General features: G+C 73.2%; 12 protein-coding genes and 1 pseudogene. 4 read left to right on the top strand and 9 right to left on the bottom strand.

The genetic code is table 11. From position 1 onward, the window contains the following. Positions 1–754 (bottom strand): annotated as a pseudogene (locus AB0B66_RS37680) (hypothetical protein); the annotation flags it as partial. Next, complete coding sequence (locus AB0B66_RS37675) at positions 754–2,154, bottom strand: replication-associated recombination protein A (RefSeq protein WP_360539340.1); 1,401 nt, start codon at positions 2,152–2,154, stop codon at positions 754–756. The pseudogene AB0B66_RS37680 and the gene AB0B66_RS37675, both read right to left, overlap by 1 nt. 74 nt (positions 2,155–2,228) lie before the next feature. On the opposite strand from AB0B66_RS37675, the gene AB0B66_RS37670 reads away from it, so the two are divergent. Next, the gene (locus tag AB0B66_RS37670; RefSeq protein ID WP_360539338.1) at positions 2,229–2,963 is read left to right on the top strand and encodes a GNAT family N-acetyltransferase; all 735 of its coding nucleotides are present in this window, start codon (positions 2,229–2,231) and stop codon (positions 2,961–2,963) included. 9 nt (positions 2,964–2,972) lie between these two features. Here the strand turns inward: AB0B66_RS37670 and AB0B66_RS37665 are convergent, their stop codons facing one another. From AB0B66_RS37665 to AB0B66_RS37650, 4 genes are all read right to left on the bottom strand, one after another. Next, entirely contained in the window at positions 2,973–3,692 is a 720-nt protein-coding gene (locus tag AB0B66_RS37665; RefSeq protein ID WP_360539336.1) for a M50 family metallopeptidase, read from the bottom strand. Between the two features lie 185 nt (positions 3,693–3,877). After that, positions 3,878–4,684: a sugar nucleotide-binding protein gene (locus tag AB0B66_RS37660; RefSeq protein ID WP_360539334.1), complete on the bottom strand. Its 807-nt coding sequence runs from the start codon at positions 4,682–4,684 to the stop codon at positions 3,878–3,880. Further along, on the bottom strand, positions 4,684–6,477 hold the full coding sequence (gene aspS, locus AB0B66_RS37655; RefSeq protein ID WP_360539332.1) for an aspartate--tRNA ligase: 1,794 nt from the start codon (positions 6,475–6,477) through the stop codon (positions 4,684–4,686). Before aspS ends, AB0B66_RS37660 begins: the two co-directional genes overlap by 1 nt. Before the next feature lie 257 nt (positions 6,478–6,734). After that, complete coding sequence (locus AB0B66_RS37650) at positions 6,735–7,337, bottom strand: hypothetical protein (RefSeq protein WP_360539330.1); 603 nt, start codon at positions 7,335–7,337, stop codon at positions 6,735–6,737. 35 nt (positions 7,338–7,372) lie between these two features. Between AB0B66_RS37650 and AB0B66_RS37645 the strand changes: the two genes are divergently transcribed. Then, positions 7,373–8,068, top strand: a complete 696-nt coding sequence (locus AB0B66_RS37645; RefSeq protein WP_360539328.1) for a response regulator transcription factor — start codon at positions 7,373–7,375, stop codon at positions 8,066–8,068. Further along, positions 8,065–9,396, top strand: a complete 1,332-nt coding sequence (locus AB0B66_RS37640; RefSeq protein WP_360539326.1) for a HAMP domain-containing sensor histidine kinase — start codon at positions 8,065–8,067, stop codon at positions 9,394–9,396. Before AB0B66_RS37645 ends, AB0B66_RS37640 begins: the two co-directional genes overlap by 4 nt. A 226-nt stretch (positions 9,397–9,622) precedes the next feature. On the opposite strand, the gene AB0B66_RS37635 is transcribed toward AB0B66_RS37640, so the two are convergent. The 3 genes from AB0B66_RS37635 to AB0B66_RS37625 are packed head-to-tail and all read right to left on the bottom strand — an operon-like array spanning position 9,623 to position 13,303. After that, complete coding sequence (locus tag AB0B66_RS37635; protein ID WP_360539324.1) at positions 9,623–11,185, bottom strand: glycoside hydrolase family 3 N-terminal domain-containing protein; 1,563 nt, start codon at positions 11,183–11,185, stop codon at positions 9,623–9,625. Positions 11,186–11,239: 54 nt separating this feature from the next. Further along, a complete protein-coding gene (hisS, locus tag AB0B66_RS37630) occupies positions 11,240–12,574 on the bottom strand; it encodes a histidine--tRNA ligase (RefSeq protein ID WP_360539323.1) in 1,335 nt (444 codons plus the stop codon). Between the two features lie 33 nt (positions 12,575–12,607). Beyond that, the gene (locus AB0B66_RS37625; protein ID WP_360539321.1) at positions 12,608–13,303 is read right to left on the bottom strand and encodes an MBL fold metallo-hydrolase; all 696 of its coding nucleotides are present in this window, start codon (positions 13,301–13,303) and stop codon (positions 12,608–12,610) included. A 282-nt stretch (positions 13,304–13,585) separates the two neighbouring features. Here AB0B66_RS37625 and AB0B66_RS37620 point away from each other — a divergent pair, with 282 nt between their 5' ends. Continuing rightward, a complete protein-coding gene (locus AB0B66_RS37620; RefSeq protein ID WP_360539319.1) occupies positions 13,586–14,536 on the top strand; it encodes a peptidylprolyl isomerase in 951 nt (316 codons plus the stop codon). The last annotated feature ends 20 nt before the right edge of the window (positions 14,537–14,556 follow it).

Raw genomic sequence — 14,556 nt, 5'->3', positions numbered from 1 at the left:
CCGCGGCACGGCGGCCGACCGGCTCCTCCGCGGCACGGCGGCCGACCGGCTCCTCCGCGGCACGGCGGCCGACCGGCTCCTCCGCGGCACGGCGGTGACCGCCCGTGGGCTCCTCGTCCGCGCGGCGGCGGCCGGTCTGCGTGTCCTCACCGGCCCGGCGGCGGCCGGCGGCGGTGTCGTCATCGGCGCGGCGGCGGCCGGCGGGCTCTTCCTCGGCGCGGCGGCGGCCGCTCAGCGTGTCCTCGCCGGCGGCGCGGAAGCCGCCCGTCGGATCCTCACCGGCACGGCGGCGACCGGCCGGCTCCTCGTCAGCGCGGCGGCGGCCCGAAGGCGGCTCCTCCGGGGTGCGCCTGCGGCCGCCCTGGGTGTCCTCGACCGGACGGCGAACGCCACCCGCGGGCTCCTCGACGGGACGGCGGATGCCACCCGTGGGCTCCTCGGCGGCACGGCGGCCACCGGCGGTGTCCTCGTCCCGGCGGCGGCCCGCGGGGGCGTCGCCGCCACGCGGGCGGCGACCGGCGTCCGCGGGAGCCTGGGGGGCGCCACGGCCCGCGGGGGCGTCGTCACTCAGCGCGCTCAGCTTGTCCCAGCGGCTGCTGCCGCCGTCGGTGAAGTCGCTGTCGTCGAACTGGTCCTTGGCCTGCTTCGCACCGCGCAGGTCGTCGAGCCAGCCGGTCTCCTCCTGCGGAACCTCCTCGGCCTCGCCGCGGCCCTTCTTCCGGCCCCGTCCGTCGGTCGCATCGGCCCTGCTCATCAGTTCTCCTCGCTTCGCTCGGACTTGCCGGTCCCCCGAATGACCGCGCGCAACTTCGGCAGGCGTTCGGCGATGTGCCGTTCGCCACCGTGTCCGGTGGGACGGTAGTAGTCCACTCCCACCAGATCGTCGGGCGGGTACTGCTGACCCACCACACCTCGGGTGTCGTCGTGCGGGTAGCGGTAGCCGATGCCGTGGCCCAGCCCCCGCGCACCCGCGTAGTGGGCGTCGCGCAGGTGCGACGGGACCGCGCCCGCCTTGCCCGCCCGCACGTCGGCGAGCGCCGCCGAGATGGCGGTGGTGACCGCGTTGGACTTGGGCGCGGTGGCCAGGTGGGCGACGGCCTGAGCCAGGTTGAGCTGCGCCTCGGGCAGGCCGACGTGCTGCACCGCGTACGAGGCGTTCACCGCCGCGGTCAGCGCCGTCGGGTCGGCCAGGCCGACGTCCTCGCTGGCGAAGATGACCAGACGGCGGGCGATGAAGCGCGGGTCCTCCCCCGCGGTCAGCATCCGGGCCAGGTAGTGCATCGCCGCGTCCACGTCCGAACCGCGCATGCTCTTGATGAACGCGCTGATCACGTCGTAGTGGGCGTCGCCCGCGCGGTCGTAGCGCAGCGCGGCCACGTCGACCGCGCGTTCGGCGGTGGCCACGTCGATCTCGGGTACGCCGTCCCCGTCGTGGATCGCCAGGGCGGAGCCTGCCGCGGCCTCCAGCGCGGTGAGCGCCTTGCGCACGTCACCGCCCGCCAGCCGGACCAGGTGGTCCTCCGCGTCGGGATGGAGCGCGACCGTGCCGCCCAGGCCGCGGGGGTCGGCCACGGCGCGGTGCACCAGGCCGCGCACCGCCTCGTCGTCCAGCGGCTTGAGGGTCAGCAGCACGCAGCGTGACAGCAGCGGTGAGATGATCGAGAAGTACGGGTTCTCCGTGGTCGCCGCGAGCAGCGTCACCGTGCGGTCCTCGACCGCGGCCAGCAGCGAGTCCTGCTGGGTCTTGGTGAACCGGTGCACCTCGTCGATGAACAGCACTGTCGGCGCGCCGCCCGCCCGGCGCCGCCGGCGCGCGGTGTCGATGACCTCGCGCACCTCCTTGACCCCGGCGGTCAGCGCGGACATCGCGACGAAGTGCCGGTCGTCGGCCTCGGCGACGAGGTGGGCGATGGTGGTCTTGCCGCAGCCGGGCGGCCCCCACAGGATCACCGACATCGGCGCGCCGCCCGCGACCAGGCGGCGCAGCGGCGCGCCCGGTGCCAGCAGGTGGTCCTGGCCGACCAGTTCGTCGAGGCCGGACGGGCGCAGCCGGACGGCCAGCGGGGCGTCCGCGGACGGCGCCTCGAACCCCGGCGAGCTGATCCGTCGATCAGCCGGCGAGGGCTCCAGGGAGAAGAGGCCGTCGGTCTGCATCACGCAGACGATACCCGGCACCGCCTCCGGCCGCCTCGGCCGATCTTCCCCCACCCGGCCGGTAAGGTGGCACTGTGGCTCTCACCCCTGACTTCATCGGCCGCGAAGACCTGCTCGCGAAGGTCGGCGACCACCCCTACGCGCGCCTGACCGCGGGCGGCGACGACGTGCGGGGCTACCTGCTGGACGGTGCGCTGGCGTGGACCTCGCTCGGCCCGTGGGGACCGGTGGCGGCCTCGCTCGGCGACGCGGCCCCGGTCGCCGCGTTGTTCGCCCGGCTCGCCGCCGACGGCGCGCTGGCCGCCGGGACCTGGCTGCACCTGCCCCGGCTCTCCCGCGCCGAGACGGCCGCGGCGCTGCCCGCCGACGTGCACGACGACTGGGACTTCCTGTGGACCACCGCCGCGCCCGCGCCGCACCCGGGCGAATCCGCGGTGGTCGCCCTGGACGAGACCGACCACGACGGCATCGCCGCGGTGCTCGACGACGCGCTGCCGCACAGCACCAGCCGCCCCGGCGACCCGCGCATCCGGTGCTGGTACGGCATCCGTGAGGCCGGCCGCGTGGTGGCCGTCGCGGGCGATCGCAGCCCGAACGGCGTCGGCTTCCTGGCCGGCATCGCCGTCGCCTCGACCGCGCAGGGCCGCGGCCACGGGGCGGCCCTGACCACCGCGCTGACCCGCCGCCTGATCGCCGAGTTCGGCATCAGCTCGCTGGGCGTGATGTCCGACAACACCCGCGCCCTGGCCCTCTACCGCCGCCTCGGCTACACCGAGTCCATCCTGCGCACCTCACTGCGCCTGTCCTGAGGCGCAGGGTCACCGGGGCAGGGCGGTGGCCGGCAGCAGGTCGAGCAGGTACGCCCCCGCCAGCACGGAGCCCACGGTCCAGAGCAGGAACACGAAGACCCAGAACCCGCCCGGCAGCCGGGTGATGCCCGCGAGCTGATCGGGGTCGGACCGCATCCCGCTGCCCCGCCGCCGGTGCAGCTGCACCTCCACCACCGGCCGCACGCCGCCGATGAGCAGGAACCACACTCCCGTGTACGCGAACAGCGCCTGCCACGGCGCGGTGGCGTACCAGGACACGGCGAACACGGCCGCGCCGGTGGCCAGGATCAGCAGCAGCCCGTAGAAGTTGCGGATCATGACGAGGATCGGCACCAGCAGCACGATGGTGATCCACAGCAGCAGCCGGATGTGCCCCCGGTCGAGCAGTGCCGCGCCCGCGATGCCCAGCAGCGACGGGGTCGCGTACCCGGCGAGCAGGGTCACCGCCATGCCGATCCCGGTCGGCTTGCCCTTCATGATCGTGAGCCCGGACGTGTCGGAGTGCAGCCGGATGCCCCGCAGCCGCCGACCGGTCAGCACCGCGGCGGCCGCGTGCCCGCCCTCGTGCGCGATGGTGATGGCGTTGCGCACGACCCGCCAGGTCGTGTTGACGACCACCAGCGCCAGCGCGATGAGCGCCGCCCCGGCCACGACGCCGAACGGGGGCTGCGCCTGCGCGCCGAGGATGTCACCGAGGGAGAACGGCATCAGCGCACCTTACCCGCGCCCCATCACCCACACGATCCCCCGCCCGCTTTCGTTGCGATAGGCCGACGTCGTTTTGCACGGAGCGGTCGGCGAAGGTGTCCCGTGCGCGGGTTACATCTTTTTTGATGTGAGCACATCAAAAAAGATGTAACCGCTCGGACTCGTATGTTCGCTCACGCCCCCGGTCAGGACAGGATCTCGGTGACGCCGCGTAGGCGCGTGCGCAGGACGGACGCGGCAAGGGTGGTGTCCAGGCGGACCTCGGCCGGGGAGACGAAGCCCCGTTCGAGGGCGGAGCCGGCCGGCACCCGGTCGGCGGGGATGCCGTGCTTGGCGGCGATGCGCACGCCCAGCTCGTGGCGGCTGATCGCCTCGGGGCCGGCCACGTTGAGGATGCCTCGGAAGTCGCCCTCGGCCAGTTCCAGCAGGGCCGCGGCGAGGTCGTCGACCGCGACCGGGCACCGGATGTGGTCGGTGAACAGCACGCCGTCCACCCGTCCGGCCGCCATGTCCAGCGCGAGCTGGTGCTGCTTCGAGGCGTCGTCCCCGATGATGAGCGAGGTGCGCGCGACGGCGGCGTCAGGGTGCACGGCGAGCACCGCGGTCTCCGCCGCCGCCTTGGCCCCGCCGTACGGGTACACCGGCTCCGGCAGGTCGGCCTCGGTGTACGCGGTCGGGCGACCCTTGAAGATCGCGTCCGAGGACACGTGCACCAGCCGCGCCCCGGTACGCGCCGCGGCCGCCGCGACGTGCGCCGCGCCCAGCGCGGTGACCGCCCAGTCCGACTGGACGTAGCTGGTGTGCACCACGGCGTCGGGCCGCAGCTCGTCGAACAGCAGGTCGACGGCCGACCGGTCCCGGACGTCGAGCGGCACCAGCCCTTCCACACGGGTGGAGTGGCTGGTGCCGGTCACGTCGTGCCCCGCCGCGCGGGCGAGGGCGACCAGTCGGCCACCGGTGTATCCGGAACCTCCGGTGACCAGGATCCGCATTACTTCGCGGCGGCCTTGGCCTTGGCGGCGTCCTCGCCCGGGGCCTTCGGCTTGGCGTCGACGCCCGCCTCCAGGCGCTGCTGCGCCGTGATCGGGGTCGGCGCGCCGGTCAGCGGGTCGAAGCCGCCGCCCGACTTCGGGAACGCGATGACGTCGCGGATCGAGTCCACGCCGGCCAGCAGCATGCAGACCCGGTCCCAGCCCAGCGCGATGCCGCCGTGCGGCGGCGGGCCGTACGCGAACGCGTCGAGCAGGAAGCCGAACTTGTCCTTGGCCTCCTCGTCGGTGATGCCGAGCAGGGTGAACACCCGCTTCTGCACGTCGCCGCGGTGGATACGGATCGAGCCGCCGCCGATCTCGTTGCCGTTGCAGACGATGTCGTACGCGTATGCCAGCGCCTTGTCCGGGGCCGACTCGAAGTTGTCGATCCAGTCCTCGTTCGGCGAGGTGAACGGGTGGTGCACCGCGGTCCAGGCGCCCTCGACGACGCCCTCGCCCGGGATGTCGACCGGCTCGAACATCGGCGCGTCGACGACCCAGCAGAACGCCCACGCCGACTCGTCGATCAGGTTCGCCCGCTTGGCGATCTCGATGCGGGCCGCGCCGAGCAGCTCCTGCGAGTGGCGGCGGGTGCCGGCCGCGAAGAACACGGCGTCGCCGGGCTTCGCGCCGACGGCGTCGGCCAGGCCGTTCAGGTGCGCCTCGGACAGGTTCTTGGCGACGGGGCCGCGGGCCTCGCCGGTCTCCGCGTCGAGCACCACGTACGCCAGGCCGCGGGCGCCGCGCGCCTTGGCCCAGTCCTGCCAGCCGTCGAGCTCCTTGCGGGTCTGCGCCGCGCCGCCGGGCATGACCACCGCGCCGACGTACTCGGCCTGGAACACCCGGAACTCGGTGCCCGCGAAGTACTCGGTCAGCTCGGTCAGCTCGACCTGGTAGCGCAGGTCGGGCTTGTCGGAGCCGTAGCGGTTCATCGCGTCGTGGTAGGTGATGCGCGGGATCGGCGTCGGGATCTCGTGGTCGGCCAGCTCGCGCCACAGCGAGCCGACGATCTCCTCGCCGAGCTCGATGACGTCGTCCTGGGTCACGAACGACATCTCGATGTCGAGCTGGGTGAACTCGGGCTGCCGGTCGGCCCGGAAGTCCTCGTCGCGGTAGCAGCGCGCGATCTGGTAGTAGCGCTCCATGCCGGCAACCATCAGCAGCTGCTTGAACAGCTGCGGCGACTGCGGCAGCGCGTACCACGCGCCGGGCTGCAGCCGGACCGGGACCAGGAAGTCGCGCGCGCCCTCGGGCGTGGACCGGGTCAGCGTCGGGGTCTCGATCTCCAGGAAGTCGCGCGCGCCCAGCACCTCGCGGGCGATGGCGTTGGCCCGCGAGCGCAGCCGGATCGCCTTGGCCTGGTTGGCGCGGCGCAGGTCCAGGTAGCGGTGGCGCAGGCGCGCCTCCTCGCCGACGGTGACGTGCTCGTCGATCGGGAACGGCAGCGGCGCGGCCTCGCTCAGCACGGTCAGGTCGGTGACGGTGACCTCGATCGCGCCGGTCGGCAGCTCGGGGTTCTCGTTGCCCTCGGGCCGCTGCCCCACGGTGCCGGTGACCTTGACGCAGTACTCGTTGCGCAGCGCGTGCGCCTGGGCCTCGTCACGGAACACGATCTGCACGATGCCCGAGGCGTCGCGCAGGTCGATGAAGGTCACTCCGCCGTGATCACGTCGCCGGGCCACCCAGCCGGCGAGGGTGACGCTCTGGCCGGCGTGCTCGGCACGCAGACTGCCAGCGGTGTGGGTACGGATCACGATGCTCTCCTCGGACTGCGGAAACACGCCGCCATGAGTACGGGCGGCGCCAGAGGTCATTCTCGCATGTGCCCGGGTCCGCCCCGTCGTGAGCGCTGCCTACCTGAAATCAGCCTCAAACACGGCCCAAGAAGGGCTTAGCGAGCTTTGTCCCCGGCCAGGCCGACCTGAGGCTCATTCACATGACGTCCGCGCTCCGTGCCCCCGCCCGGCGTGCCGCCTCTCACGCGGCACGCCGCGGGGGCCGGAACGCGCCGTCACCGGACGGTGGTGACCTCCGAGTAGGGCCGCCCCTCCCACCAGATCGCGTCCACGATGATCTGGTCGGAGGCGCGATGGAACTGCACCACGACGCGCTCCGGATCGGGCTGCGAGGTGGCCACCTGGTAGTCGCCGCGCGGGGTGGCCGACACCAGGTAGACCCGCTCGTTCGCCATCCGGATCACCGCGGTGCCGCCCGCGGTCGGGAAGCTGCGCAGGTACGACCGCGAGCCGTCGGATTCGGTGAACACCTGCCAGCCGTCGACCGTCATGGCCGGTGACGGCTGCGCCGGCGGCTTGGCGGCCGGGCTCGGCGACGTACGCGCCGGGGCGGGCGCGGCCAGGGTCGCCGGTGGCTGCGGGGACGACGACGGCACCGGGGGCAGCGTCACCGTGGGCACCGGACGCGACGGCGTGACCAGCGGCTCGGGCAGCTGCGGGGGCAGCGCCTCCAGGCGCAGCGGCACCGGCTCGGGCACCGCGGTGGCCAGCACGGGGCCCAGCCCCACCCACACCACGGCGGCCGACGCGGCGGTCAGCACGAACCAGCCGCCGACGTACGCCAACGACCTCGCGCGAAACGGCCACCCCGAACCCATCCCGCTATCTAACAGCTTCCGATACGGTGCCAGCCATGCCCCTCGTACTCGTCGTGGAGGACGACCCCGCCATTCGCGACGCGCTCGGCAACGCCCTGACCGTCGCCGGATACGCCGTGCAGACGGTCGGCACGGCGCTGCAAGGACTGAAGTCGCTCACCAGCGAACGCAGCGAGCGGCCCGACCTGGTCATCCTCGACCTGGGACTGCCCGATCTGGACGGTGCCGACGCCCTGCGCATGATGCGGGCCGTCAGTGACGTGCCAGTCATCGTCGCCACCGCCCGCCGCGGCGAGCACGACGCGATCCGGCTGCTCAACTCCGGCGCCGACGACTACATGACCAAACCGTTCTCCGCCGCGCACGTGACCGCCCGGGTGGCCGCGGTGCTGCGCCGGACCCAGCCGCGGTTCGAAGCCTCGGACACGGTGGTCGAGATCGGGCCGCTGCGCATGGACGAGAGCACCCGCCTGGTGACCCTGGACGGCTCCCCGCTCACCCTGACCCGCAAGGAGTACGACGTGCTGGCATACCTCGCGGCCCGGGTGGGCCGGGTGGTGACCCGCCGCGAGCTGTTCACGGAGGTGTGGCAGCAGCCCTTCGTCGGCGCCGACCAGACCCTGGACGTGCACCTGTCCTGGCTGCGGCGCAAGCTCGGCGAGACCGCGGCCCAGCCGCGTATGCTGCGTACCATCCGCGGCGTCGGCGTCATGCTGGTGCCGCCGTCATGAGGGCGATGCTGGCCCGCGGCGCGCTGGCCGTCACGTCGATGGTGGCGCTGGCCTTCCTCGTGCCGCTGGCGCTGGTCACCAAGCAGATCGCCGAGGACCGCGCGCTGCTCGACGCCCGCCAGCAGGCCGCCGCGGTGGTCACCGCGCTGGCCGTGTCCAGCGACCCGGCGGTGCTGAGCCGGGCCATGGCGGCCACCGCCGACGGCCCGCGCCAGCGGCTGGCCGTGCACCTGTCCAGCGGGGTGTCGCTGGGCGCGAGCCGGGCCGAGATGGCCGACGTCAAACTCGCCGCCGACCGGGGCGGCTCGATGACCGCGCCGGTCGCGGACGGGCTGGTGTACCTGCAGCCGGCCGCGCTGGACGGCGGCCGCAACGCGGTCGTCGAGGTGTTCGTGCCCGAGGCCGACCTGTCCCGGGGCGTGGCCACCGCGTGGTGGTCCATGGGCGCGCTGGCGGCGCTGCTGGTCGCGGTGTCGGTGGCGCTGGCCGACCGGCTCGGCTGGCGCGTGGTCGGCGCGACCCGGCAGCTGGCCCGTGCCTCCCGCGCGGTCGGCTCCGGCGACCTGACCGTACGCGTGCACCCGGCCGGCCCGCCCGACCTGGTCGAGGTCGGCGAGGCCTTCAACGCCATGGCCGACCGGCTCAACGCGGTCATCGACGCCGAACGCGAACGCGCCGCCGACCTGTCACACCGGCTGCGCACGCCGCTGACCGCGCTGCGCCTGGACACCGACGCGCTGCCGCCCGGCCCGGAGAGCGACCGCATGCGCCAGGCCGTCGAAGCCCTCGACGCCGAGATCGACGCGATCATCGCCGGGGCTCGGCGCACCGCCGCCGAACGCGCTGCCGAGGAGACCGACCTCGTCGACGTCGTCGCCGACCGCCTCGCGTTCTGGGCCGTGCTCGCCGAGGACCACGGCCGCCCCTGGGAGGTCGTCGGCGCCGACTCCCCCGTCTGGCTGCCGGTCCCCCGCTCCGACGCCATCGGCGCGGTCGACGCCCTGATCGGCAACATCTTCCGGCACACCCCGCACGGCACCGCGTTCCGCGTCACCGTCACCCCCGACGCGATGGTGGTGGAAGATGCGGGCCCCGGCATCGCCGACGCCGACGCGGCCCTGCAGCGCGGCGTCAGCGGCGGCGGCTCCACCGGCCTGGGCCTGGACATCGTCTGCCAACTCGCCCGCCAAGCCGGCGGCAGCGTCGCCGTCGACCACGGCGACCTGGGCGGCGCCCGCATCACCGTCACCCTGACCTCGCTGGCCCCCACCTCCCCCGCCCCCGCCCACGCCGCCGCCGTCCGCTTCCGCCGCGGCCAACAGGCCTGACCAAAGGAAGGGCACCTTCTTATCGGTATACGTATAGGAAGGGCACCTTCTTAACGGCGCAGCCCCGTACGCAGGGATGCACCGGCGCAGGTGCGTGCGGCGGTCACGCCACCGCGACGGTGAGGCACCGCCACGGGCCGCTCCGCAATCGACGTTGGCCTATCACATCGAAAAATCAGCGATCGAACTCGATGTGATAGGCCAACGTCGATGGAAAACCGGAGGCTCAGCGCGCCGATCCGGCCAGGGCCTCGGCGGCGGCCTGGCCGCACACGGCGGCTGCGCCGTATGTCGCCAGGTGCACCGCCCCGATCGGCTCCCCCGCCGCCACACCCATCTCGACCACGACCGTCTCCGGGCGCGCCGCCACGACGGCCTCGATCAGCCGCGCCAGCCACGGGTGCCGGTGCGGGTCACGGCAGACCAGCACGGGGATGCGCCCGTCGGCCCCGGCCAGCACGTCGGCGAGGCCCGCGTGCTCGTCCAGCCGCACGACCGTCGTGTCGGGGCGCAGCTCCTTCAGCGGCGCGCCCACGCCCCACGGCGTACGCGCCTCTATGGCCAGGTTGGTGGCCACCCCGAACTCGACCACGTGCGCGGGACCGGTCAGCGGCAGCGTGCCCGCGCCGGTGACGCGCAGCGCGCGCCGGGCCGCGGCCAGGCCGACCTCGGGCCGGTCCGCGGCGTGCCACTGGGACGCCGCGGCGGCACGGGCACCACGCAGGGCCGCGCTCTCGGCCGCGAACGTCGCGACCCGGGAGGCCGCCTCGGCCAGCCGGCTCTCCGGCAGCTCGCCGCTGACGACCGCGTCGACGATGCTGGTGCGCAGCAGTTCCACGACGGCCTCGTCGGCGCTCTCGCCGCCGACGCAGATGGCGTCCGCGCCACCGGCGATGGCCAGCGCGGCCGCCCCGCCCAGGCCGTAGCGCTGCGACACCGACGCCATCTCGATGCCGTCGGTGACCACCAGGCCCTTGAAGCCGAGCTGCTCGCGCAGCAGGTCGATGAGCACCGAGCGGCTCATGGTCGCCGGGCGCTCCGGGTCCAGCGCGGGCACCAGCAGGTGCGCGGTCATGATCGACCGGACACCGGCGTCGATCGCCGCGGTGAACGGCGGCAGCTCGACCTGGCCGAGCCGGGCGGCGTCGACCTCGATGATCGGCAGGCCGTGGTGGGAGTCGACGCCGGTGTCGCCGTGGCCGGGGAAGTGCTTGGCGCAGGCGGCCACGCCGGTGGACTGCAGGCCGCGGATCCAGGCCGCGGTGTGCCGGGCGACCAGGTCCGGGTCGCCGCCGAAGGAGCGTACGCCGATGACCGGGTTGGCCGGGTTGTTGTTCACGTCCGCGGCGGGCGCGTAGTCCAGGGTGATCCCGGCCGCGGCGAGCTGCGCGCCGATGTCGGCGGCGACGGCCTCGGTCAGCGCGGGGTCGTCCACGGCGCCGAGGGCATGGTTGCCGGGCCGGCGGCTGCCGTGCTCCACGTCGAGGCGGGTGACGTCGCCGGACTCCTCGTCGACGGCGATGATCACGTCGGGGTTCTCCGCGACCAGGGCCGCGTTCAGCGCCGCGACCTGGTCGAGGTCGACGATGTTGCGGGCGAACAGCACGACGCCGCCCAGGCCGTCGTTGAGGCGGCGGCGCAGCCAGTCGGGTGGCACGGTGCCGACGAAGCCGGGTTGCAGCACCGCGTCGGCCAGCCGGAGCAGACCACGATCGTGCAGGTGGGGCCGCTGTCCCGGCGCTGTGGTGGTGCCCAGCGCCGGGGACGTGCGGTGGTCTGTCGTGGTCATGCGCGTACGGCCCCCGTTTCAGAGTCGAGGACCACACACTATTACTTAAGTTTCCTAATTAAAAGTCCCCTCCACCACCGGGATGAGATCCTCCGCCGGAGGTGTCCAGTTTCCGGCCGACGCCTCGACCTGATCGCCCGAACGGATGTCCTTCACCGTGTCGGCCGCGCCCTCGGCCCCGGGGAACCAGACGTACGGGATACCCCGCCGGTCGGCGAACTTGATCTGCTTGCCGAACTTGGCCGCGCTCGGCGACACCTCGGTCGCGATGCCTCGCGAGCGCAGCTGCGCCGCGATCCGGTCGCAGGACCGGCGGTCCTCCTCGGCCCCCACGGCGACCAGCACCGCGGTCGGCACCGAGCGGCTGGCCGACAGCGCGTTCTCGCCGAACAGCACCCCCAGCAGCCGGCTGACCCCGATGGACAGGCCGACGCCCGGGAACCGGTCGTTGCCCGAGCTGGCCAGGTTGTCGTAGCGCCCGCCGGAGCACACCGAGCCGTAACGCTCCAGCCCGGCCAGCGTCGTCTCGTACACGGTGCCGGTGTAGTAGTCCAGCCCGCGCGCGATCTTCAGCTCGGCCCGGCACAGCCCCGGCGAGTGCGCCGCGGCCGCCTCCACGACGGCGGCCAGCTCGGCCAGGCCCTCGTCCAGCAGCGGGTCGCTGACGCCGAGCTTGCGCACGTCGTCGACGAACGAGGCGTCGTCGGCGGAGATCTCCGCCAGCCCGAGCACCAGCCGCGCCTGCGACTCGGTCACCCCGAGCGGGGCCAGCTCCGCGGTCACCCCGGCCGGGCCGATCTTGTCGAGCTTGTCCACCACCCGCATCACCGCCTCCGGGTCCACCAGGTCCAGGCCCTGGTAGAAGCCCTGCAGCACCTTGCGGTTGTTGACCATCACGGTCGGCTTGGGGATGGGCAGCCCGGCCAGCGCGTCGCCGATGACCAGCGGCAGCTCGGCCTCGTAGTGCGCGGGCAGCGTGTCCCGGTCCACGATGTCGATGTCGGCCTGCAGGAACTCGCGGTAGCGGCCCACCTGCGGCCGCTCACCCCGCCAGGCCTTCTGGATCTGGTATCGCCGGAACGGGAAGTGCAGCTTGCCGGCGTTCTCCAGCACGAAGCGGGCGAACGGCACGGTCAGGTCGAAGTGCAGGCCGAGGCTCGCGTCGGAGGCGTCGTTGCTGTCGGCCTGCAGGCGGCGCAGCACGTACACCTCCTTGGAGGTCTCGCCCTTGCGCAGCAGCTGGTCGAGCGGTTCGACGGCACGCGTCTCCAGTGACGCGAAGCCGTACAGCTCGAAGGTGCGGCGGATGTGGTCGAGGAAACGCTGCTCGATGATGCGCTGCGCGGGCAGCCACTCCGGAAAGCCGGACAGCGGCGTGGGCTTGCTCATGGGTAGATCACTCCAGGAAGGAAGAAGTCTGGATCAGAAGCCCCGGCGGGGCGCGTCGCCGACGCTCAGCAGCTCGCGCAGGAACGGGTTGCGCGCGCGCTCGCGGCCGATGGTCGTCGACGGCCCGTGACCGGGGAGCACCACGGTCTCGTCGGCCAGGGTCAGCACCTTGTCGCGTAGGCTCTCGGTCATGCGCGCCATGCTGCCGCCCGGCAGGTCGGTGCGGCCGATGCTGTCGCGGAAGAGCACGTCGCCGGTGAAGCAGAGCGGCTCGCCCTCCTGGCCCGGCATCCGGAACATCACCGACCCGCCGGTATGGCCCGGCGCATGGTCCACGGTGATCTCCAGCCCGGCGAGGCTGAGCACGGCTCCGTCGGTCAGCTCGGCGACGTCGTCGGGCTCGGCGTACGGCAGCCGCCCGCCGAACATGGCGCTCAGGTCCACCGACAGCGCCTTGGCCGGGTCGGCCAGCAGCTCCCGGTCGGCCGGGTGGATCCAGGCGGTGATGCCCCGGGCGCCGCACACCGGCGTGACGGAGAAGGTGTGGTCCAGATGCCCATGGGTGAGCACGACGGCGGCCGGGCGCAGCCGGTGCTCGGCCAGCACCGCGTCGAGGTGGTCGATGACCCCGATACCCGGGTCGATCACCACGCACTGCTCGCCGGGAGCGCCGGCGACCACATAACAGTTGGTCCCGAACGCCTGCGCCGGAAAGCCCACCACAAGCACGACAAAACCCCTCTCCGCAGACTTCAGCGCCCAGCCTAGTGCTTGCGCGGGCATCGACGGCCCACGGCACGGACGTCACCGAAGGCGATCATCCATCACAGAACCAGGACGGGCATACGTGTTTCTCAGCGTTTACCCGTACACTCGCTCGGACGTGTGGCGCGGCCCACGCCCGGCCGAAAGGGCGGGCGCGGCGCGTGATGCGACACCAAACCCCTAACGTGATAAAGGTGACACAGCGGACATGCTTCGCTGCGGTCAATGGTGACAGGAGGAGCTCGGGTGGCTTCCAGCAATACCCGACAGCGCAAGCTGGCCCGTGCCAAGGTCGACCGGCAGATGGTGCGCCGGGCCGACCAGGAGCGCCGCTCGCGCCAGCTCAAGGCGGTCTTCGGCGGTGTGTTCGCGCTCGTCCTCGTCGGCGTGCTCGGGGCGTGGAGCCTCGGCGCCTTCGACGCGAAGCCGACCGAGACGGTCGCCGAGACCTGCGCCTGGAGCCCGCTGGACCTGGCGGGCAACCCGTCCCTCAAGGACGCGGGCAAGCCGGCCACGAACGGCATGCCGACCTCGGGCACGTCCGCGATGACCATCGCGTTCGCCGGCGGCAACGTCGTGGCCGACCTCGACCGCACCGCATCCCCCTGCGGCGCGGCCAGCCTCAAGTACCTCGCCGACAGCGGCTTCTACAACGACACCAAGTGCCACGCGCTGACCCACGCCGAGGGCGACTTCGCGCTGGCCTGCGGTGACCCGTCGGGCACCGGCAACGGCGGCGCGGCGTACTCCTGGTGGATGGAGAACCCGCCGGCCGTCGAGGCGCCGAGCGCGGCCCCGTCGACCACCAGCAGCGCCGCGGCCGACGCGTCGCCGAGCCCCGCCGCCGCGACCGCGGTCCGCTACCCGGCCGGCACCGTGGCCATGACGCCGAACCTCAACGGCAGCCAGTTCGTGATCTTCTACCAGGACTCGACCACCGAGACCGCGTACTCGATCGTCGGCAAGGTGACCGGTGCTGGCCTCGACGTCATCAAGAAGATCGCACAGGCGGGCACCACCGCGAACGAGGCGGGCGAGGACGTCAAGCCCAAGCAGGACGTCGTCATCAAGACGCTGACGGTGGTCGACAACACCGCCCCGGCGCCGTCCACCCCGGCCAGCCCGTCCGCTCCGGCCAGCCCGGCTCCGTCCGGCGCGGCCACCTCTCCCAAGCCGTCGGCCTCGACCGCCAGTTGATCAGTAGTTAGCAGGAGGAC

This window comes from Catellatospora sp. NPDC049111 (genome assembly GCF_040648615.1).
In the GTDB taxonomy this organism is placed as follows: Bacteria; Actinomycetota; Actinomycetes; order Mycobacteriales; family Micromonosporaceae; genus Catellatospora; species Catellatospora aurea.
Note: the sequence above shows the minus strand (reverse complement) of the source record. Positions and strands in the feature narration are given on the sequence as shown.